The sequence below is a fragment of the Bacillus sp. FJAT-29937 genome, assembly GCF_001509555.1.
Classification (GTDB): domain Bacteria; phylum Bacillota; class Bacilli; order Bacillales; family Cytobacillaceae; genus Cytobacillus.
This window is the reverse complement of the sequence record NZ_LMAS01000006.1, coordinates 75,802-96,267: the sequence shown is the minus strand read 5'-3', so window position 1 is coordinate 96,267 and position 20,466 is coordinate 75,802. Positions and strand designations below refer to the sequence as shown.

The 20,466-nt window shown below is 38.6% G+C and carries 18 protein-coding genes; 8 read left to right on the top strand and 10 right to left on the bottom strand.

Annotation, left to right across the window (positions count from 1 at the left end; translation table 11 throughout):
• Positions 1–358: 358 nt before the first annotated feature.
• Complete coding sequence (locus AR328_RS14125; RefSeq protein ID WP_066296270.1) at positions 359–1,231, bottom strand: LysR family transcriptional regulator; 873 nt, start codon at positions 1,229–1,231, stop codon at positions 359–361.
• A gap of 225 nt (positions 1,232–1,456) precedes the next feature.
• On the opposite strand from AR328_RS14125, the gene AR328_RS14120 reads away from it, so the two are divergent.
• From AR328_RS14120 to AR328_RS14090, 7 genes are all read left to right on the top strand, one after another.
• Complete coding sequence (locus AR328_RS14120) at positions 1,457–2,392, top strand: DMT family transporter (RefSeq protein WP_066296267.1); 936 nt, start codon at positions 1,457–1,459, stop codon at positions 2,390–2,392.
• A 173-nt stretch (positions 2,393–2,565) separates the two neighbouring features.
• Positions 2,566–3,762, top strand: a complete 1,197-nt coding sequence (locus tag AR328_RS14115; protein WP_066296263.1) for a M14 family zinc carboxypeptidase — start codon at positions 2,566–2,568, stop codon at positions 3,760–3,762.
• Between the two features lie 1,037 nt (positions 3,763–4,799).
• Positions 4,800–5,369, top strand: coding sequence for an alkyl hydroperoxide reductase subunit C (gene ahpC, locus AR328_RS14110; protein ID WP_066296255.1), 570 nt, complete (start codon positions 4,800–4,802; stop codon positions 5,367–5,369).
• Positions 5,370–5,381: 12 nt separating this feature from the next.
• On the top strand, positions 5,382–6,911 hold the full coding sequence (ahpF, locus tag AR328_RS14105; protein ID WP_066296252.1) for an alkyl hydroperoxide reductase subunit F: 1,530 nt from the start codon (positions 5,382–5,384) through the stop codon (positions 6,909–6,911).
• Between the two features lie 215 nt (positions 6,912–7,126).
• The gene (locus tag AR328_RS14100; RefSeq protein WP_442854454.1) at positions 7,127–8,341 is read left to right on the top strand and encodes an MFS transporter; all 1,215 of its coding nucleotides are present in this window, start codon (positions 7,127–7,129) and stop codon (positions 8,339–8,341) included.
• A 493-nt stretch (positions 8,342–8,834) separates the two neighbouring features.
• Positions 8,835–9,737, top strand: coding sequence for an EamA family transporter (locus AR328_RS14095; RefSeq protein WP_066296247.1), 903 nt, complete (start codon positions 8,835–8,837; stop codon positions 9,735–9,737).
• Between the two features lie 352 nt (positions 9,738–10,089).
• A complete protein-coding gene (locus AR328_RS14090; protein WP_066296242.1) occupies positions 10,090–11,106 on the top strand; it encodes a GNAT family N-acetyltransferase in 1,017 nt (338 codons plus the stop codon).
• A 113-nt stretch (positions 11,107–11,219) separates the two neighbouring features.
• On the opposite strand, the gene AR328_RS14085 is transcribed toward AR328_RS14090, so the two are convergent.
• The 6 genes from AR328_RS14085 to AR328_RS14060 all read right to left on the bottom strand — a co-directional run bounded on the left by AR328_RS14085 (position 11,220) and on the right by AR328_RS14060 (position 16,371).
• Complete coding sequence (locus AR328_RS14085; RefSeq protein ID WP_066296236.1) at positions 11,220–12,560, bottom strand: cyclic 2,3-diphosphoglycerate synthase; 1,341 nt, start codon at positions 12,558–12,560, stop codon at positions 11,220–11,222.
• A 107-nt stretch (positions 12,561–12,667) separates the two neighbouring features.
• The gene (locus tag AR328_RS14080) at positions 12,668–13,180 is read right to left on the bottom strand and encodes a hypothetical protein (protein ID WP_066296234.1); all 513 of its coding nucleotides are present in this window, start codon (positions 13,178–13,180) and stop codon (positions 12,668–12,670) included.
• A gap of 194 nt (positions 13,181–13,374) precedes the next feature.
• Positions 13,375–14,211: a DMT family transporter gene (locus tag AR328_RS14075; protein WP_066296229.1), complete on the bottom strand. Its 837-nt coding sequence runs from the start codon at positions 14,209–14,211 to the stop codon at positions 13,375–13,377.
• Between the two features lie 502 nt (positions 14,212–14,713).
• The gene (locus AR328_RS14070) at positions 14,714–15,598 is read right to left on the bottom strand and encodes a VOC family protein (RefSeq protein ID WP_066296226.1); all 885 of its coding nucleotides are present in this window, start codon (positions 15,596–15,598) and stop codon (positions 14,714–14,716) included.
• 107 nt (positions 15,599–15,705) lie between these two features.
• A complete protein-coding gene (locus tag AR328_RS14065) occupies positions 15,706–16,086 on the bottom strand; it encodes a nuclear transport factor 2 family protein (protein ID WP_066297296.1) in 381 nt (126 codons plus the stop codon).
• Between the two features lie 120 nt (positions 16,087–16,206).
• Positions 16,207–16,371, bottom strand: a complete 165-nt coding sequence (locus AR328_RS14060) for a hypothetical protein (RefSeq protein WP_231734848.1) — start codon at positions 16,369–16,371, stop codon at positions 16,207–16,209.
• A gap of 230 nt (positions 16,372–16,601) precedes the next feature.
• Between AR328_RS14060 and rluF the strand changes: the two genes are divergently transcribed.
• A complete protein-coding gene (gene rluF, locus AR328_RS14055) occupies positions 16,602–17,309 on the top strand; it encodes a 23S rRNA pseudouridine(2604) synthase RluF (RefSeq protein ID WP_066296225.1) in 708 nt (235 codons plus the stop codon).
• 440 nt (positions 17,310–17,749) lie between these two features.
• Here rluF and AR328_RS14050 read toward each other — a convergent pair whose 3' ends face one another.
• The 3 genes from AR328_RS14050 to AR328_RS14040 all read right to left on the bottom strand — a co-directional run bounded on the left by AR328_RS14050 (position 17,750) and on the right by AR328_RS14040 (position 20,255).
• Positions 17,750–18,247 carry an LURP-one-related/scramblase family protein gene (locus tag AR328_RS14050; RefSeq protein WP_066296222.1) on the bottom strand — a complete coding sequence of 166 codons (498 nt, stop codon included), beginning with the start codon at positions 18,245–18,247 and terminating at the stop codon, positions 17,750–17,752.
• A 38-nt stretch (positions 18,248–18,285) separates the two neighbouring features.
• Positions 18,286–19,074: a nitroreductase family protein gene (locus AR328_RS14045; protein WP_231734845.1), complete on the bottom strand. Its 789-nt coding sequence runs from the start codon at positions 19,072–19,074 to the stop codon at positions 18,286–18,288.
• A gap of 302 nt (positions 19,075–19,376) precedes the next feature.
• Positions 19,377–20,255, bottom strand: a complete 879-nt coding sequence (locus AR328_RS14040) for a radical SAM/SPASM domain-containing protein (RefSeq protein WP_066296212.1) — start codon at positions 20,253–20,255, stop codon at positions 19,377–19,379.
• Positions 20,256–20,466 lie beyond the last annotated feature (211 nt).

The following is a 20,466-nucleotide window of genomic DNA, read 5'->3' as shown; positions in this document are numbered from 1 at the left end:
TATTAAGAAGAGTTAACAAAAAAGAATAGGACATCTCTTTGATATCCTATCCCCAATATTCTCCAAGTGAAATTCATTGCTATTTTTATATTCTGGCATGTCAAAAATTTAGGAGGACAGTAGATCCGTTATTTCATTAAATGAGCATAATTTAAGGGCCAATCGGACACAGAGGACGCTATTAAGGAAAAAACACAGGAAATTAATGCTTTTTTTAAAAATTACGGAACCCATGTCCGCAAATATGAGGATTTAGCCCCTTTTTGGGCAATTAAAGGAACAGATGTCCGCCAAACTCAGATAGTTGTATTCAATGGTTATTTCATATCCTTTTTGCTCTGCGATTAAGGATAAATACTTATTCCCCTCTGGTCCTATATGATAAATATTCTAAAAATCTCTTGGACGCAATGGAAAGTGATTTTTGATCTCTCATTGCAATACCAATATTTCTAAAAGCAGGAACTTCAAGCTCTTTAGATATAATCTTGTGGGGAATACGCTGTAATATCAATTCTGGCAATATACTGATTCCTAGCCCGTTTTCCACCATTGACATAATGGCATAGTCATCCCATGTTGTAAAATTAACTTGCGGTGAAATATGATGCATCTCAAAAATTTCAGAGACTTCTGCTTTTGCTCCCTTTTCCAATAGCATAAACGGACTATTCAGCAATTCGCCAATTGGGAATTTTCCACAATTAGCAAGAGGATGATTTTGTGGAATCACTACCAGCAAACGGTCTTGCTCCAAAAAGATCGTTTCTAATTCTGGATTTGACGGCAGCCGCACAAATCCGAAATCAACACGTCCGTTTAGAATCCAACCTTCAATTTCTGTATAATCTCCAAGTAGAAATTCAAAATCTATCTTTGGGTAATCCCTCTTAAAAATTTTGATAATGTTAGGGAGCCAATGACTTGCCACGCTTGAAAATGTCCCAATGCGAATCATCCCAGACTCCATATCGTGTAAGTCTTGGATCTGCGTCATTAAGATTTCATGCTCGTTACAAATTCGTTTTAATTGGGGAAGTAACTTTAAGCCATCCGAGGTTAAACTGATACCGGCACGTCCTCTCTCGAAAAGGAAAACCCCCCATTCCGTTTCTAAATCACTAATCATACGGCTAATCCCAGACTGTGTATAGTCCAATCTTTGAGCAGCTTTTGTAAAGCTGCCAAATTCCGCTGCTTTGACAAATGCCATATATTTTTGGATATTCATATCTCTTCTCTCACCCCATCTGATTTTGTCATACGCATCATGATGAACATTCACTTTTGTAATGTATGTGAGTATGATATGCTACTACTATTAAAAATTCAAGTTAGGACAACCGGATATATGAAGGTCATAACAAAGCTGATCGTCAATAACTTCCTAACCTATGCAGAGCACATTCCGACAGTAATCGAAATGTAAAATTCAGGGTTCAAAGGAGGGAAGTTTGTGGATCAAAAGCGATTATTACTAACTTACGGTTTAGTATTTTTTGTCACGGCTATTTGGGGACTTAATATTGTTATGATTAAAGTATTGGTGGCAGAATTACCTCCACAGACCATGACGGCATTCCGAATTATGATGGCTGGGATTACAGCGTTATTCATAATCATTCTCGGAAAATCCTTTCGCCGTTTAACGAAACGAGAATGGATTTATACACTGCTCGGGTGTGTTTTTAGTGTTATTCTACATCACTTGCTTTTGGCAGTGGGTTTAACAATGATTGATGCTTCGAATGCTTCTTTAATTCTTGCATTAGTACCTCTCACAACAGCCACACTCGCCTTCGTTTTTTTAGGTGAACAATTAACTAAATTGCGAACGATCGGTTTTATTCTCGCGTTAACTGGTGTCTTTTTTATTCAAGGCGGTTCGTTCAGAAATATGCAATTGTCTCAAGGAGAATTAATAATATTTATTGCTATGTTCGTCCAGGCCATTAGTTTTATTTTTGTAAAAAAGGCTACAGAAACACTCGATTCAAAACAGGTAACAACAATCATGTACCTAGTTGGTTCAATAGGTTTGCTGATTATTAGTCTTATCGCTGAACCTAAAGGAATCAATGAAATGACTTCAGCCCCTATATTTATTTACATTTTATTTATTGTATCAGGGGTAGTGGCTACAGGATTGGGGTATGTTGTTTTTAATGCAGCGATTCAGAAGATAGGAGCAGGACAAACAGCTATATTTAATAACTTTGTTCCCTTTTTTGGTCTAGTGTTCTCCGCACTTTTCTTAAATGAAACCATTACAGCTTCACAATTGATTGGATTTGTGTTTATTGCAGCTGGAGTTCTATTTGGGACAGGTTATATTGAAAAACGATTGGCGAAAAGACATAATCGGATTAATACAAAAAGGAGCGTAGGCTAAATAGTTCGTAAGGTGTAATATTTACCGATTACTCTGAAAAATATGAATATTAATCCCTATCTTTTTTTTCAGCTTCTTAGTCTCATCTATTCATTTTCTGAAAACATAGAGGAATCAAGGAAAAATCGTGGAATTACCTCCTTATATTCACATAAAAAGAGGAGGGATTAAGAATGAAAAAGGTTTGGAAGGTGTTAAGTTCAGCAGCTTTAGCTGCATCTTTATTTGCAGTGCCGACAGTGGGGTCAGCAGATCCAGGGCCAAGTCCGCAGCAGGGGGAAAATCTATCGATTGAAGGTTTCATTAGCTATGAGGAGCTCGGGAAGAAGCTAGAGCAGATTCAAAAATCGAGCCAAGGAAGAGTAAGCGTTGAAACAGCTGGGTATACGAACCAGGGACGTGGAATTTATAAGGTTTCGGTTGGTCATGGTGATAAGGTTGTGCTGATCCAGAGTGAAATTCATGGAAATGAGAAAACGGGAACGGTTGCGCTCCTAAACATTCTGCAGGACCTAGGATCCAGCAATTCTAAAGAAGCGAGAAAAATCTTAGATGAGCTTACCATTGTTGTCATTCCGATGATGAATGTGGATGGTTCTGAGCTGAGCCGTCGTGCGAATGATATGGATTGGTCAGCGGTCGTTGCCAAATTTCCTCAACTTGCAAATGTAAAGCCTGCCTGGAACTATTATTCCACTCCAGGAAGCTGGAATTATGATAAAAAACCTGGATTTGACGTAAACCGTGATTTCCACCCAGATTTGAACTATGTTCCTAAGGCAGAGGATTTTCCGGGTGCATCGAATAAATATGGATGGTATATTACTCCTGAAGCACAAACGGTAAGAGACGTATATAAAGACTTGAAGGCGCAATTTGGAAATGTGGATGTATTCGTGGATCTCCACCACCAAGGATTCCCTTATGTAGAGGGGACTGATGATCGGGTAACGATGTCCATTTCAGGCAAATTCGTTACAAATCCAAACAGTCCTGGCGGAGAAAAATATGCTGCATACGCGGATAACTTCAATTATGACTTCTCACGCCAATTGAATTTAGCCGTCTATAACGCCTTACAAGAAAAAGGAAATTCAGTCTTTACCAATATTTCATTATATGATCAAAAAATTGACCTGCCTGGTACTGCTTTAGGTTCATTTGCTTTAAATGGAAGTGGAACTGTCCTATTTGAAGTAAGCGGCCAAACTCAAAACTTCGGGCAAAAGAAAAAAGGCCAGCTCGTTAAAACGGTCGAAACAGGCCTTATGGGCATTATTAACGGTGTAGCAGATGGATCTGTCCATCAATTAAATCCTGAGGACTATGAAAACATTCCGTTAAGTGTAAGAAATCCCGGCGGATTGTAAAAAACAATTGCTTAATAGCCAACAATTGAAGGTTAATCAATAACACCAAAAAATCAAAACGGGATCTGTTTTCCTGTCACAAAACCCCAAAAATATATAAAAAAACCATCAATTTGTAATTGAATTTGATGGTTTTTTTCTATGTAAAAATAAATTGTCGTTGGATTCATTGAACAAGCCTTGATGTACGGAGTAATCACCAGCGCAGAGAAATGAAGCCAACGACATTTACATACTGGGTTGAGATTGCAAAATCATGAATGTTTTTTATTGGTATTAAAGGATTTACTACATTATTTAGGTTAAATCTTTTATACATCGAGTAACTAGCGAAAGTAAAATAGGCGGAGATTTTCCGGTTATATACAGAATGGAGTTAGTTTTGGGATAAATAAGGGAAGGTTTTCCCACTATGCAAAGCAAATCCCCCCATTTTCGACCTTTTCGAGTAAATAGGCGGAATCTCTCCGTCTATTATGGCTATTTCCAATGCTATTTACTAATTAAGCGGAATTCTTCCGTCTATTTTTTAGCCCAGGTGCTTAACCTAATCCCCCAACCAATAAGTACTTGGAATTTTGGAAGAAAATAATGAAAAAGCTGTCCAGCAGTCATGAAAACTGACTTTCCGGACAGCCTTTTTCAATGTGCTTTTTAAAATTAAAGTGTTTTTTCGACCGAGGCCACGGTCTTAATGATCCCTTTTTCTAATTGCTGAAAACGCAGGGTAATTGATAACTACCAATAGTAATTGAAAAAATAAATTCCAATGAAAAATCAAAGTAAATGCTTTTTTATAAGATAGGACTAAACCCATCATTCCAACCACTTCCGTATGTATTTCAACGTTCTTCTAAAAAGTTAAGTATAATTGTTGACAAAAAGTAAATTCTATATAACAATGGGTATTGTATTAGAATTATTTTAATTAAGGAATAATGATTGAAATAAATATTCATCATTTTTTCCTTTTAAAATGATGGCTTTATGCCCAAACTATCTAAGATTTAAAAACATATATAGGAGGAAGATTTACTATGTCTCTAATCGGAAAAGAAATTCTACCATTCAAAGCACAAGCTTATGATGCAGGAAGCGGCGAGTTTATTGAGGTTACTGAACAAAGCATGAAAGGACAATGGAGTGTTGTTTGCTTCTATCCAGCTGACTTTACTTTCGTTTGCCCGACTGAGCTTGAAGACCTTCAAAACGAATACAATACTCTAAAAGGTCTTGGAGTTGAAGTTTTCTCTGTTTCAACAGATACTCACTTTACACATAAAGCATGGCATGATCATTCAGAAACAATTAACAAAATCAAATATGTGATGATTGGCGACCCTTCACAACAAATTTCCCGCAACTTCGATGTGCTAATCGAAGAAGAAGGTCTTGCAGATCGCGGTACTTTCATTATCGATCCAGACGGTGTTGTACAAGCACTTGAAATTAATGCAGGCGGCATCGGCCGTGATGCAAGTATTCTTGTTAACAAAATTAAGGCTGCACAATACGTGCGCAACAACCCAGGTGAAGTTTGCCCGGCAAAATGGCAAGAAGGTTCTTCTACACTGAAGCCAAGCCTTGATCTTGTAGGGAAAATTTAAGGAGTGTCATCCATGCTACTTGATGCAGATATAAAAGCACAATTAGCCCAATATCTTCAAATGATGGAGGGCGATGTGCTTCTTAAAGTAAGTGCGGGATCTGATGAAGTTTCTCGCGACATGCTGGCTTTAGTTGATGAATTAGCAACGTTGTCACAGAAAATAAAAGTTGAGAACACAGAATTAGAAAGAACTCCGAGCTTTAGTGTGAATCGTATCGGCGAAGACACTGGAGTAACTTTCGCTGGTGTCCCTCTCGGACACGAATTTACTTCATTAGTATTAGCTCTTCTTCAGGTAAGCGGAAGAGCTCCGAAAGTCGATCAGAAAGTCATTGATCAAGTGAAAAGCATTAAGGGAGAATATCGCTTTGAATCATACGTCAGCTTAAGTTGCCACAACTGTCCTGATGTTGTACAAGCATTAAACGTGATGAGCGTTCTTAACCCTAATATTTCACATACGATGATCGATGGGGCTGCATACAAAGAAGAAGTAGACAGCAAAGACATTCTAGCTGTCCCAACTGTATACCTTAATGGGGAAGAATTCGGCGGCGGCCGTATGTCACTGGAAGAAATCCTTGCCAAAATGGGAAGCGGTCCAGATGCGTCCGAGTTTGCTGATAAGGATCCATTCGATGTTCTTGTTGTTGGAGGCGGACCTGCGGGTGCGAGTGCGGCTATCTATGCGGCTCGTAAAGGCATTCGCACAGGTATTGTGGCTGAACGCTTTGGCGGCCAGATTATGGACACGCTCAGCATCGAAAACTTTATAAGTGTAAAGTCAACGGAAGGTCCTAAGCTTGCTGCAAGCCTTGAAGAGCATGTGAAAGAGTATGACATCGATGTGATGAACTTACAGCGTGCTAAACGTTTGGAAAAGAAAGACCTCATTGAAGTTGAATTGGAAAACGGTGCAGTTCTAAAGAGCAAATCCGTTATCCTTTCAACTGGTGCTCGCTGGCGCAATGTCGGCGTACCTGGTGAGGCTGAATTTAAGAATAAAGGTGTGGCGTACTGCCCGCACTGTGATGGCCCATTATTCGCAGGGAAAAAAGTCGCTGTTATTGGCGGCGGTAACTCCGGCGTTGAGGCTGCGATTGACCTTGCAGGAATTGTTGAACACGTAACTGTTCTTGAATTTAATGCAGAGCTTAAAGCAGATTCAGTACTCCAAGACCGTCTTAACAGCTTATCGAATGTCACAGTCTTGAAGAATGTACAAACGAAAGAAATTACCGGCACCGATAAGGTAAATGGAATTACTTACGTTGAGCGTGACACGGAAGAAGAGAAGCATATTGAATTGGCGGGAGTATTTGTTCAAATCGGTCTTGTGCCAAATACTGACTGGTTAGGTGAAACCATTGAACGATCTAGAATCGGTGAAATCGTTGTCGATAATCGCGGCGCAACGAACATCCCTGGCGTATTTGCTGCAGGAGATTGCACAAACAGTCCATATAAACAAATCATTATTTCAATGGGATCCGGTGCGAATGCAGCCTTGGGCGCATTTGATTACTTGATTCGCAATTAATGATAATCTGATATTTTTGAAAGTCACTGTGCTATCTGAATGATAGTATAGTGACTTTCTTTTTTATGTGCTAATACACCAATTATAAAATATATATAATACTAGACTTTTTTCCTAAGTTTCTTAGGCAAAAACGGCGGGAACTTGGCCGTCATAAAGCGATCACACTTTAATATAAAGACAGCACCCAATTCAAAATGACTGGGGAGAGGATTTTGGCGAAATTTAAAGCATGGGATGAAAAACATTTCATATTAGCCTTATTATTTGCTGGATGGTCGCTTGGAAATTTAGATAGATTTGTGATGAACTATGCTGTCATTTCCATTACGAAGGATTTGCAGCTAAGTGCAACCTCAACAGGATTCCTGCTTAGCAGTTTTTTTGCAGGTTATGCGCTCATGCAAATTCCTGGGGGCTGGCTAGCCGATCGTTTTGGCTCAAGAAAAGTTTTGATAACCGCCATCATCATGTGGTCCATCTTTACTGCTTTAACGGGCGCAGCGTGGTCGTTAACTTCGATATTATTGATTCGCTTTTTTTTCGGGATTGGAGAAGGGGGCTATATGCCAGCCGGATCCAAGCTGATTGCCCAAACTTTTCCCTTATCGGAAAGAGGAAGAGCGATGGCCATCGTTCTTTCATCAGGGGCCTTTTTAGGGATTTTGACACCTATATTTGCAACGACGATGATGGCAACCATTGGGTGGCGCTCAATGTTTTGGATAATTGGTGTAATAGGTGTTGTTTTAGCCATAATTTTTTGGTTCTACATAAAAAATCCTAAATCAGAAGATGAGAATGTGAATGTAGAATTAAACATTCAACAGCCAAAATCCTTACTTCAGCTATTAAAGTATCCTTTTGTTTGGAGCTTGTTCATTGCTTCGTTTAGTGTAAATGCGATTAACTGGGGACTTTTATCATGGATGCCCACTTATCTCGTAAACATTCGGGGATTAGAACTGCTTGAATTAGGCTGGATTGCTGCCATTCCTGGATTGTCAGCCATCATCGGGACATTTGGGGCCGGTTATATTTTAGATAAATTACCAAAGGGAAAAGAATATATTTACGGCATCATCAGCGCAGCCTCTGTTGGTGTTCTGCTTTATCTTATGTTTAATGCAAGCAGTGTCACCGAATTCATGGTATATCAAACCATTATTATGGTTTTTGGCGCATTTATCATCATTTTTCTCCCAACAAGTGTCCTAAAAACTGTACCAACACAAATTGTCGGTTCAACCATGGGATTTGTTAGTTTTGGCGGGCAGCTTGCAGGCTTTGTCACTCCTATTGCCATTGGATTCATCGTTGAAGCATCTAATGGCTCATTTGACGCCGCATTCTGGCTTCTCATCGGATTTGCCTTCATTTGCACACTTTCATTTATTTCTTTAGTTGTGAAAAATCGCTCAGATATATAGGGGGCCCTGGATTGAATAGGTTTAGCCCGTGTCTTTTGTTGAAGATCCCTTTTTCGGAAGGGTTATTTTTTTGCTTGTTCACAGGTTCATAACGGGGGATGGTGTCTGTTCCTATCAAGCAGCGGACAGGGGATCTCTTATTTACAAAAAATATGCGTTTTCTTTGAATGAATAGGACACAGAATCCGTTAATGATCCAAAAACATAGAGAAATAGCCTCCATTTCATGAAATAGAGGAACCTCAGTCCTATAAACTTGGAAAAACAGCTTTTTCAGACAAATAACGGAACCATAGTCCGGATACACGAGAGAAGGGGAAAATATTTTGCCGATCCCAGCTCATCAACAAGATTCATAACAATCAATGTGACCAATGCCCCTCTCTTTAATAGTTTCCTTAAAGCTATTCACTCACCCCATGGATTGAGGCAGCCAATCCTCTATTTATGCTATAATAGTATAGTATATTTCAGCACCAAGGAGGTCTCATAATTGAAATTAAATAAAGGTATTTTATTTGTGTTAATAGGTGCTGCTTTTTTTGGGTTTACACCGGTATTTGCTAAATTGGGGTTTAGCTTCGGCTATACACTTGGCCAAATTAATATCGCACAAATGTTGATTTCCTCCATTTTACTATGGTCTTTCACCCTAATAAAACGTGCTGGTTTTAAAGGGCTTAATAAAAAGAATATTCCTCAAATCATGATGACCGGCTGTTTTACTGGATTAACCAGTATTTTTTATTATGGGGCCATGCAATATGTGCCTGCCTCATTGGCCATCATTTTAATGTTTCAATTCGTTTGGATAGGAATCCTATTAGAATGGATTTTCAGTAAAATCAAGCCTGCGCCTGTAACCATATTATCTATCATTTTAATATTAGTAGGAGTCTTTTTTGCTTCGAATGTTTTAAATGGGGACATACAGGGTATGCCTTTCAAAGGGATCCTTTTTGGCATTCTATCTGCATTCACTTATGCGGGATTTATTTTTTTCAGTGGAAAGGTCGCAGTAAATGTGGATCCATGGACCCGGACCTCATTGATGGCAACAGGATCAACAATCTTAGTTCTTGTCATTTTCATGCGTGAGATTCCATCTGTATTTCCATTGGAGACAAACTTATTAACCAGTGCCGTTGGAGTTTCTTTATTTGGAGCTGTCCTTCCGCCGCTATTTTTCGCGATGGGCGCGCCTTTAATTACGGGAGGCATCGCCAATATCCTAACATCTATTGAATTACCGGTCGCCATCCTATCAGCAAGCATTATTTTATCTGAAACGATCACACCGCTTCAGTGGGTAGGCACGGCCATTATCTTAGCGGCCATTGCGTTGAATGAACTTGGTTCGAGTCTGTTTCGATATCGAAGGCGGATTGAGGGATAGAGTCTTCATTTGTTATTTTAAAATAACTATTGAAAGTCATGGTGTGGACTAGAGGAAAAAGTAGGAGAGGCTATCCTTTCCTACTTTTTTATATTCGTCAATAAAATACCTAACAAAACGAGGAAATTCACTTTGTTCCTTTTCCCTTTTGCAAAACTGAAGAACTAAATTAAGGAACAACTTCTCCCTTCTACATGAAAGGACTATTTTAATATTGATTTATAGTATAATAGATGATTTTTATAATGATTAATTCTTTTCCTAAAAAAGGAGTTCTTTTGATATTGTAGAAATTAAATAGAATCTCTGTTTTGTAAATTATTTGACAGCATTTAATTGGAGGGAAAGATAAATGTCCTTAAATAAATCAGGTGAAGGTTCTACAGCCGTAAGACTTCGAGATATTAGAATTCCAGAAGATTATGTACAAATTGCGAAACTCTTTAACATAATTGAACCTGGTTCTGCAACCGCTCAATCCATTGAAGAAGAAGATCAGCAAATGCCAGCCACCTCTAATCTAAAATTAAATGAAAATGGTCTACTCGTTGGCTTTGGAAGAACACGGGTCGTTGCTGAAGGCGAAAAGGGCCATATAATTGGTTATGGTGCTTCTTATCGTGCTCCTTGGGCCGATCCCGGTCAGTTGGGAAGTATCTTCTGTGTTCACCCTGATTTTCGTGAGCAAGGTGTAGGGGAAATGATCCTATCACATATTGAAAATTGGGCTAACGAACATCAGGCATCTGTATTATCATCTATAGTAATGGACTGGATTGATGTTTCACTTCCTTTTGTTCAAAAACGTGGCTTTTCGTTGGATGCTCATGTATTTGAATTAGTATTAGATCTCAATCAATTTGATTCAACTAAGTATGTAGATTTAATAGAACAAATAACAAAATCAGGTATTCAATTTGTTACGTTAGCTGATATGCCAGGAGAGGAAACAGAGCATAAATTATATGAATTATGTGTAGAAACATCAAAGGATAATCCTGGTCAATACGAGAGCCTTCCTCCTTTTGCTCAGTGGCGAAATGAGTTTCTGCCAGAAGATTCTTCACGCAATGACTGGGTTTTTATCACCATTGATGGTAAGCGTTTCGTTGGAGTGACTCAATTATTCAGCACCGAGGATGCTGGGGTGGTGTATACGAACTATACAGGCGTTCAAAAAGAATACCGAGGCCGCGGGATTGCAAAGGCGTTAAAACGAATATCTATTGATGCAGCAATAAAAGCAGGGGCACATACTATGATCACTGATTCGGAAGAAAGTAACGCTCCAATGCAAAATGTTAATAGAAGTATTGGCTATATTCCTGGAAAAGGGCACTATCGAATTCTCAAGAAATTAAAAGAATAATTATTGAATCATCCTCTTTCCTATCTTAAGGAACCAAAGTTGGATTTATCTACATTTGAAGCTTACATTGAAAAAGACTAGCAACAACTAATGTCGCTAGTCTTTTTCTAATATTACACAAGCTTATGTTTTTGGATGAAGTCCTTTAAAATATCGCTCAGGTTCGGACTGCTGATTTCGTCTAAATCGTAGTGTACACGTGTGCATGGCTTATTAATTGAAATGACGCGTGATAAATCGATCGGTGTGCCAATGATTACTACATCACAGTCAGCCTTATTGATCGTTTCTTCAAGATCTTTTAATTGCTGTTCGCCGTATCCCATCGCTGGAAGGACGTTTTCAATATGCTGGTACTTGTTAAACGTATCAACTAATGTACCTACTGCGAATGGACGCGGATCAATAATTTCCTTCGCACCCAAACGCTTGGCTGCAACTGAGCCTGCGCCAATTTTCATCTCACCGTGTGTTAGCGTCGGACCATCTTCAACGATTAGCACGCGTTTTCCAGCAATAGCCTCCGGTTGATCGACCGTAATCGTTGATTCAGCTTTAATAATCGTGCTATTCGGATTAGCGAATTTAATATTGTTTTCTACGATTTGAACTGCTTCTGCTGCTGCGCTATCCACTTTATTAATGATAGCCACATCAGTTGTTCTCAAACATACTTCGCCGGGATAGTATTTCAGCTCATGTCCAGGGCGATGTGGGTCTAAGACAGTAATAGCTAAATCAGGCTCGAAGAAAGAAAAATCATTATTTCCTCCGTCCCATAAAATAACGTCACAGCCATCAGGATCATTTTCAGCTGCGGCTAAAATATCAGCATAATCCACGCCTGCATATATTATATTTCCGCGTGCCACATGTGGCTCGTATTCTTCCATTTCTTCAATTGTGCAATTATGCTCTTTTAAATCCTCCACTGTAGCAAAGCGCTGAACACGCTGTGCGTTTAAATCACCGTAAGGCATCGGGTGTCTTACTGCAACAACCTTTAAATTTTGCTCGATCAGGGTTTCAATCACTTTTCGAGAGGTTTGGCTTTTACCAGTTCCAGTTCGCACAGCACAAACGGAAATAACAGGCTTATTACTTTTTAACATCGTGCTTTTCGGCCCTAACAATGTGAAGTTAGCTCCTGCTGCATTCACAATCGCACCCACGCCCATCACGTCTTCGTAATTCACATCACTATACGCAAACACACATTCATCCACTTGCAAGTCTTTAATCAATTCTGGTAATTGTTCTTGTGAATAAATAGGAATACCTTCAGGGTACAATTCGCCCGCTAATTCACTTGGATATTTCCGTCCATCGATATCTGGAATTTGAGTTGCTGTAAAAGCAACAACATTATACATTTCATTATTACGATAATACGTATTAAAATTATGAAAATCCCTTCCTGCTGCGCCAATAATAATAATATTTTTTCTATTCATAGCAATCTCTCCTATACTTACAATCAATTATTATAATAATAACTAGGAATGCATATTAATACAATAGCATTTTCAAAATTGCTAGAAGTTAGGCGAAGCAATGATCATTAAGGACGAATTTCTGCCTCATCATTAAAAATGGGAGCCCTGCTACTCCGAATCAACTTTCCATTGTCAAAAAATCTGCCATATTCCTTTACTAATTCATAGGCTTCGGTACTCGTTGGGATCGAACCATTATTTTTGAATGATAAAAAGTAAGCTTGGGCATTGCCGCCATAAAAAACCCAGCTAAAAAATCGCATAGCAAATTTATGTGCACTCTTATCCCGAAATTGCTTCATTGAATGGGATTCCCATACTGTCATGGTAAGTCCATAGCCTTCCTTTACATCACCTTTCATTTCTGCATAAAGCAGTTTGGGAGATTTCTTCATCTGCTTCATAACAAATTTACTGACAATCGCATTAACAATCGTTCTCCAGACAGAAAATTTTTCGCCTAAAGTGATAGAAATAAGTGCATCTTTAGGCAACGAAATATCTCTATCTCCATATGTAATTAATCCTTCGTATTTGCTATCTGGACTTTTATGTGTAACAAACACTTTTTCCTCCATAAAAACCTTCCTCCTCAATCAGATCATTTTGGTTATATATATGAGTTGGAATATTGGATTAATACAAAATTTGGGGAATTATACCCAAAACTAGATTTAGGAATAAATGTAGATTTATTCAAATTTCCGTATTCTAGCAGATAAGATTTTACGCATAAAAAAATCAGAGCCTAAGCCCTGATTCATGGTTTCTGTTAAATTTTTGTCAGCACAATACCGGCTAGTGCGGAAATAACCCCGATAACCTGATACTTTTTAAGCCTTTCTTTATAGAGCCAACAGCTGCTTAGGACGACTACTAAACAATTTAAACTAACAATTGGGAATACAATGCTGGCAACTCCGATATTCAGGGCAAAAAAGTAGCTGCTATAACCTACGACACTAATACATCCAATAAGGGCACCAAATTTTAGCTCTGTTTGCTGCCATTTTTCCTTCATCATAAAGCTATTAATCAATAAATAGGTCGCACCACCGCCATACATACAAACTAGCGTATTGATGGAATCAATATGTAAATGTGAGGACGTTTTCATAAGCACACCGAGTACACCAAACGATCCAATCGACAGTAAAATGCGGTACATCCACGGTTTATAATCCATCTTAACGCCGCTGCTTGGCACATATTGGATGATCGCTGCAGAAGCAAGAATAACAATAATGCCAATCCACTGAATGAGTGTAATATGCTCTTGAAAAATAAGCGCTGCGCTTAGGATAGGAATAATCGTATTTGTGCTAATAAGCGGCGATGTTATACTAGCAGGTCCTTTTTCAAATGCCTTTGACATTTGAATATTCCCATTTGCATTCAATATGCCGATGAACGCCCCTAGCACAATCGTTAATCCATTAAATGAGGCAAACCCTACGACTGTCCCATAGCCAAACATGATTAAAAACGCAATTAGATAAAAGAAAAACTGCAAATGCACCTTCGATAGTCCTTTGACCGACGTGACCTTAAAAATCATATTATTGATTCCAAAGCACAACATCGTCAGAACTGCTGCTACAATCCACATCAATAATCCTTCTCTCTCTTTGATAGAATCATTTTAATATAGATTTCTAGTAATTCAAATGACTTTTAAAATGATTCAATAATTTTCTCATCGGTAAAAGAAATTCTCGCATTGGAACCCATCCTTTACCATTATATTTGGAAAATTAGTGTTAACAAAAAAAGCTAGTATCCTAAAGAGATACTGGCTTTTTTGGTATACTAGCTTATGAATTTTCAATTTGGCCAAGTACAGCAAGGATTAAGAGATGCATGATCAATAACGGAACTACAGTCCGCACAAAAAATTACCGGACTCCCATTCCGCTATTTACTTAAAATCCCCCTTATTCCAAGTGTGTGCGGACACTAGTTCCGTTAATCGATGGAAATCATCCAAAATTAACCCTTTTGACCCCCTTTAGCGGAACCTAAGTCCGATAAGACTATGAAATAAAGGTTTTTCGTGAAATAACGGAACCACTGTCCGCCAAATTCCTCTACTATGGCACAGCCCACTTTTATCATTTTTCCAAGCGTGCATTTTCCAAAGCATGTAAATCAATTTTCTTCATCTTTAATAGTGCTTCCATAATTCTGCGGTTTTCCTCTCTTGAGCCTTTATACATGACCTCATTCATATTGTCCGGAACGATCTGCCATGAAAGGCCGAATAGATCCTTGACCCATCCGCATTGTTCCGCCTCAGGTACGGCAGAGAGCTTTTCCCAGAAGTAATCAATCTCCTTCTGATCTTTACAGCTGATCATGAGTGAAAAGGCTTCATTAAAATTGAAATCTACATCCAAACCATGATCCATCGCTGATAAATGATATCCGGCTAAGTTGAAAGCTGCATATTTCACCTTTGCCTTTGATGCCTTGGCTTCTCCTGCTTCATATTCACTGATTACTTCTATTTCCGAATCCTTAAATACGTCTGTGTAATACTTGATTGCCTCATAAGCTTTCCCACATGAATCACTTGAGAAAAGCAGGTTTGGTGTAATCTTTTGAACAGCTTTACTATTGTCTATAAGCATCAACTGCCATGACAAGCCGAAGCGATCCTGCACCCAGGCATACCGCTTGCTGAAGGGATACTCATCTAATGGCATGAGCTCCGTACCGCCCTCTACTAAAGCTTTCCATTTGGCATTAACCTCTTCTACAGATTCGCAAGCTACCATCAGCGAAACGGAAGGGTTAAATTTGAAGTAAGGACCTGCACTAATCGCCATGAATTCTTGCCCAGCCAATTGAAAGCTGACCAAATCCGAATCTCCAGAAGGAGTATTTTCTATCACTGTTTCATTTAATAGTTTAGAGTCCTCAAATAAACGAATATAAAATAAAGCGGCTTCTTTTGCTTCTTTGTCATACCATAAATGTGGAATGATTTTTTGCATAAGGACCTCCTCGAAAAGACTTTATTTAGTGCCCTCTTCTCTGACAATACTCTCCATATGTATTAATTTTTATAGTTTTTCGGATTAAATTATTTTCCACACGAACCTTAAAACATGCCATTCTCGTTAGGAGAATCCTCGGGTATAGGTTGACCTACATCCCATAATTCAACAATTTGATCATCCTGAAACCGAAAAATATGGACCACTGCTCCCCCAATATCGTCTGGATTCTGTCTCACATGAGAGTGAACCGTAACCATCTCTGCCTCTCCAATAGCATGCTTGACCTCAAGTATCTTGTTAGGGTTCAGGGCTGCATTTTCCTGCATCGCGACCATAAGGGAATTGACATCGCCACGGAAATAAGGGTTGTGGTGGCGGAATTCTGGGCTTATGTATTTCTGATAGGCTTCCTCTACTTTTCCAGAAGCTACAAGCTGCAGGAACGACACTGCTTTTTCTTTATGGGTAAGGGTTGCTTTCATATTCATCATAAACATCCTTTCTTTAAGGAATTAATAAGTTTTAGATTAAAATAATGTTATGGGAAATATAAATTGATGTCAATAATTGGGATGTGGACAAATAACGAGCTATGGAGCTCATCATCCACTTTTTTTAAAAATATCAGCTAAGTAGGTTTGTATTGAATTAGGTAATAGCTGAAAGAGCAATCCTTCGTATTTAATATCAAGTAAACCAGCAAACACAAAAAGGATCATAATAAAAATAATGATAGGTTTCTTATACTTTTTAGATAGCCGCTTCAAAAGGTTCCCCTCCACTGAAAAATACATTACCCTGTTCATTATACTGAATTTCATCTGCCACACCGATGACTTAGTAGTTGTTTTCTTTTTCTTTTCTTTTTGTCCCCGTATCGTTTACGTATCGTCAGATGATATTAGGTTATGTGCATAGGGCTGTAATTTACTCTTAAAATAAAGTATAGTTAATTATCTAATAAAACAAGCCTCTGATTAAGGATGTGTCAACATACATGCGTATTAATAAATTTATAAGCGATTCTGGAGTAGCATCTAGGCGGGGAGCAGATAAATTAATTGCTGATGGAAGAGTTATGATAAATGGCAAACGTGCAACAATAGGCAGCCAAGTGAATCCCGGGGATGACATTCTTGTAAATGGTAATCAAATCCGAGTAGCAAGGAACAATGTCTATATTGCCTTAAATAAACCTGTAGGGATTACGAGTACAACCGAAAAAGGCGTAAAGGGAAATATTGTTGATTTGGTCAACCATCCATTAAGAGTGTTTAATATTGGGCGCCTTGATAAAGATTCAGAGGGCCTAATACTTCTTACGAATGATGGCGACATTGTTAACGAAATTCTGCGTTCTGAAGGTAAGCATGAGAAGGAATATATTGTTTCTGTGGACAAGCCTATTACTCCCGAGTTCTTGAAGAAAATGTCAGAGGGAGTCAAAATATTAGGAACAAAAACACTACCTTGTACAGTCACCCAGTTATCTAAATTTGATTTTCAAATCATTTTAACACAGGGCCTTAATCGTCAAATTCGCCGCATGTGCGGTGAATTAGGGTATGAGGTTTACAGATTGCAAAGAATCCGAATCATGAATATTCATTTAGGCAATCTTCCCCCTGGACAATGGAGAGATTTATCTAAGAAAGAGCGAACTCAATTATTTAGAGAATTGAACTATGAACCGAGGGAATGGTGAAAACCCCCATGGGTTTCATCTCACTTCCATAAAAGGTTTTTTGCCTCAATTTAAGCAACAACCAATGTAAAATAAACGGAGTTTTTCCGGTTAAATCCAGAATGGAGCTTGTTTCGGGGTAAATAAGGGGAGTTTTTCCGACTAAGCAGGGGAAATCCCCCCATTTGCACGTTTTTTGAGTAAATAGCCGGAATCTCTCCGTCTATTTAAGCTATTTTTTACTTTATTTATGAATTAAGCGGAGTTTTTCCGACTATCTGATCGGGTGCTGAATCTGATCCCCTGCGAACCCTCTTGATCTGCAGCTTTTTATCGACTAGTTGAGAAAGTACTTTTTTTGACACTGATAATTGTACAAAAGAAAGCTAGACATGATGTAACATCATTTTTGTCTAGCTTTTTTAAAAAAACTGTCAGCTTTATAATTTAACGCCCCTGCCTTAAGGTGTTGCTGCTGAGGAAGCTGCGGCTTGGTCAGCCTTCACACAATCAATAGCGACAACGAGCGCAATAATGATGGCTTCCATCTCTTCATTCAATATTTGAACTTTATAGCTGTCGCCCCAAGTGAACCATTCCTTGTTCACTTTACTAATGATTTCACCATGCTGTAACACCTGGAAATCCATATCCAACCAATTGCCTTGTACTTCAATGCCTGCTGCATCAATCGTATAGCGTGCTTTAAAGAAAGAAAACTCCTTCTTAATCGTTAACACCTCTCGGCCATTCACCTCAACAAAGAACTTCGGCAAAAAGCTGAACACCTTTTTCGTAATTAGGGCAATTTCATCTCTTGTTGTATTCATAATGGAGAAAGTCTTTGGAATTTGCATGAAACTTCCCTCTACAAAATAAACATCCTTCTCCTGCTGGTCCTTTACTGTAAATTTGCCACCTAGACTGAATACCCTTTGTTTGATATAAAGTTGTTTCATACAATGCCCCCTTTGATATAGCATCAAGCGGGAAAACCTCATTCATTCTTCATAAAATTCTGCTTCTCCAAGTAATTTAGCACTGTCTGCGAAAATTCAATGTGGGATTCCTGCGTATATTTGGCAATGGTATAGACTTGGGCTAGATTCTTTAATCCCAGCCGTTCTGTCATTTCCTTCAGCCTCGGAATGTCCATATAGCGTTGCCATCCCTTTTCATTTCTTTCTTCGTAGATTTCTAGAATTTCCTCATCTGAATAATCACGATACTGGTCATAGTGAACAACTCCATGCCTTGGCAATCGATCACGCGGGGCAGGGCTTTCTGCGGGATATCCTAATGAATAACCAACGATGGGTACGACATTTGGCGGTAAGTTTAGCAGTTCCCCAATTTGATCACAATTTGCAAGGGTTGAGCCCATATAACAAATGCCCAGCCCAGCATTCTCTGCTGCCAAAGCACAGTTCTGTGCTGCCAAAGTTGCATCAATCGCCCCGATCATAAAGCTCATGAAATTATCAAAGTGGACTGGTGCATCATTGAGCGTAAGCCATTTTCTCATTCTATTAAAATCAGCACAAAAGGTTAATAGGATTGGTGCATCCACAACCATGGATTGTTCCATATGAGGGGAGTATAATTTTTGCTTAAGCTCCTTGTCTCTTGTGACAATAATGGAATAAGTTTGCATATTCCCACTTGAAGAGGCACGAATGCCTGCATCTAATATTTGCTCTAGCAATTCTTGACTTACTTCCCTATCTTCATATTCTCGTATGGACCTGTGTCCAAATATTACATCATTGAATTCCAAAACAATCACTCCTCATTTATCGATATGTAAAATTGTCAATTGGATAATACTGTCAGATAGACTTAGCCCAAAAGATGCTTGGCCCTCTAATTAATATTATAACATGGGTTCAAAATTATCTGATAAACGGGAGGAGGCAACGCTTTCCCTGTATTCGGCCCATTCCGTACATGATGAAACTAGCGGAGAAGAAGTTCCACACATACTTGGACCAGAGTTAAAACCTCGAAACTGGCAGTGATCATAGGCTAAATATAAACTGAATAAAAAGCAGGGCAGTCATGCTACGACTGCCCCTTTCTTTATGACATTTATTTTCCAAACCTTTTGCGATATCCGCATTTTCTGCATAGTTCCTCCACTGCCACTCTTCGTGAAAAACCATCTACAAGGTTCTTGGCTCGATCCATCTCGATAATATCTGAAAAAGAATGATCATTAATATTCCCAAGGTTGATCACTCCCTCACCATCCAGACAACAAGGAATAACCGTTCCGTTTGCTAAAATACCTGCTTGATTTCGCAGGCCATAGCAGAAGCCCTTCCCATCATCTTCCTCTTCATGCAACGCAGGCCACTGGAACTCGTAATCTTGATTGATGAAGATGCGGTCCGCAATTTTCACGCCGCTTCCTGGTTCGACCTTCTCTTCAATTTTGTAATCTAAATCAAACTCTTTCTCAATAATTTCTAGTAATTCTCTGTTTCGTTGTCTTTCCATATTCGTCGTATTGTCTTGTGTAAGGTTCCATAACCTTAGGGAAACGATCATTTCAGACTGACTCGTTGCTTCTTTGATAAAAGAAAGGATGCTTCTCACATACCCTTCCTTATCTTTAGAACCAATATGCCCATCAAAGCTATGGAGTGAAAAATTCATTTGTCTTAATGCAGGTTTATTTAATAACTTTTCCCTCTTTTTATTAATTAATGTTCCATTGGTGGTGATATTGACTTTAAATCCTTTTTCATGGCTTAAGTCTAACAATTCGTCTATTTTAGGATGGAGCAGAGGCTCACCCTTTACATGTAAATAAATATAATCTGTGTGCGGTTTAATTTGGTCTAATCTCTTAGAAAAATCCTCCACAGAAATGAATTGCTTCTGTCGTTCTGTCGGCGGGCAAAAGCTGCACGCAAGATTACATACACTTGTTATCTCCAAGTAAAACTTCTTAAATTTTTTCACCGTCAATTCCTCACTTCTTTACCTACTTAGAACAGGATGAACTATTATTCTATCATTATTACAGCAAATTTGTTCATAATGGTCATTGCTTATTTAAGGAAATTACTATTAAACTCTAGCAAAATAACGATTTTCACCAACTCAAAAACTATGCTAGAATCATTTTTATATTAAAAAGTTCTAGTTGATATATAATAATTTCTAATTAAAT

Coding starts and splice junctions, on each gene's coding strand:
- AR328_RS14070 (WP_066296226.1), bottom strand. CDS start 15,598: ATGCAAAAAATCATTCCACATTTATGGTATGACAAAGAAGCAAAAGAA.
- AR328_RS14075 (WP_066296229.1), bottom strand. CDS start 14,211: ATGTGGATTGTAGCAGCAGTTCTGACGATGTTGTGCTTTGGAATCAAT.
- AR328_RS14115 (WP_066296263.1), top strand. CDS start 2,566: ATGAAAAAGGTTTGGAAGGTGTTAAGTTCAGCAGCTTTAGCTGCATCT.
- AR328_RS14065 (WP_066297296.1), bottom strand. CDS start 16,086: ATGAAAGCAACCCTTACCCATAAAGAAAAAGCAGTGTCGTTCCTGCAG.
- AR328_RS14090 (WP_066296242.1), top strand. CDS start 10,090: ATGTCCTTAAATAAATCAGGTGAAGGTTCTACAGCCGTAAGACTTCGA.
- ahpF (WP_066296252.1), top strand. CDS start 5,382: ATGCTACTTGATGCAGATATAAAAGCACAATTAGCCCAATATCTTCAA.
- AR328_RS14085 (WP_066296236.1), bottom strand. CDS start 12,560: ATGAATAGAAAAAATATTATTATTATTGGCGCAGCAGGAAGGGATTTT.
- rluF (WP_066296225.1), top strand. CDS start 16,602: ATGCGTATTAATAAATTTATAAGCGATTCTGGAGTAGCATCTAGGCGG.
- AR328_RS14080 (WP_066296234.1), bottom strand. CDS start 13,180: ATGGAGGAAAAAGTGTTTGTTACACATAAAAGTCCAGATAGCAAATAC.
- AR328_RS14050 (WP_066296222.1), bottom strand. CDS start 18,247: ATGAAACAACTTTATATCAAACAAAGGGTATTCAGTCTAGGTGGCAAA.
- AR328_RS14125 (WP_066296270.1), bottom strand. CDS start 1,231: ATGAATATCCAAAAATATATGGCATTTGTCAAAGCAGCGGAATTTGGC.
- ahpC (WP_066296255.1), top strand. CDS start 4,800: ATGTCTCTAATCGGAAAAGAAATTCTACCATTCAAAGCACAAGCTTAT.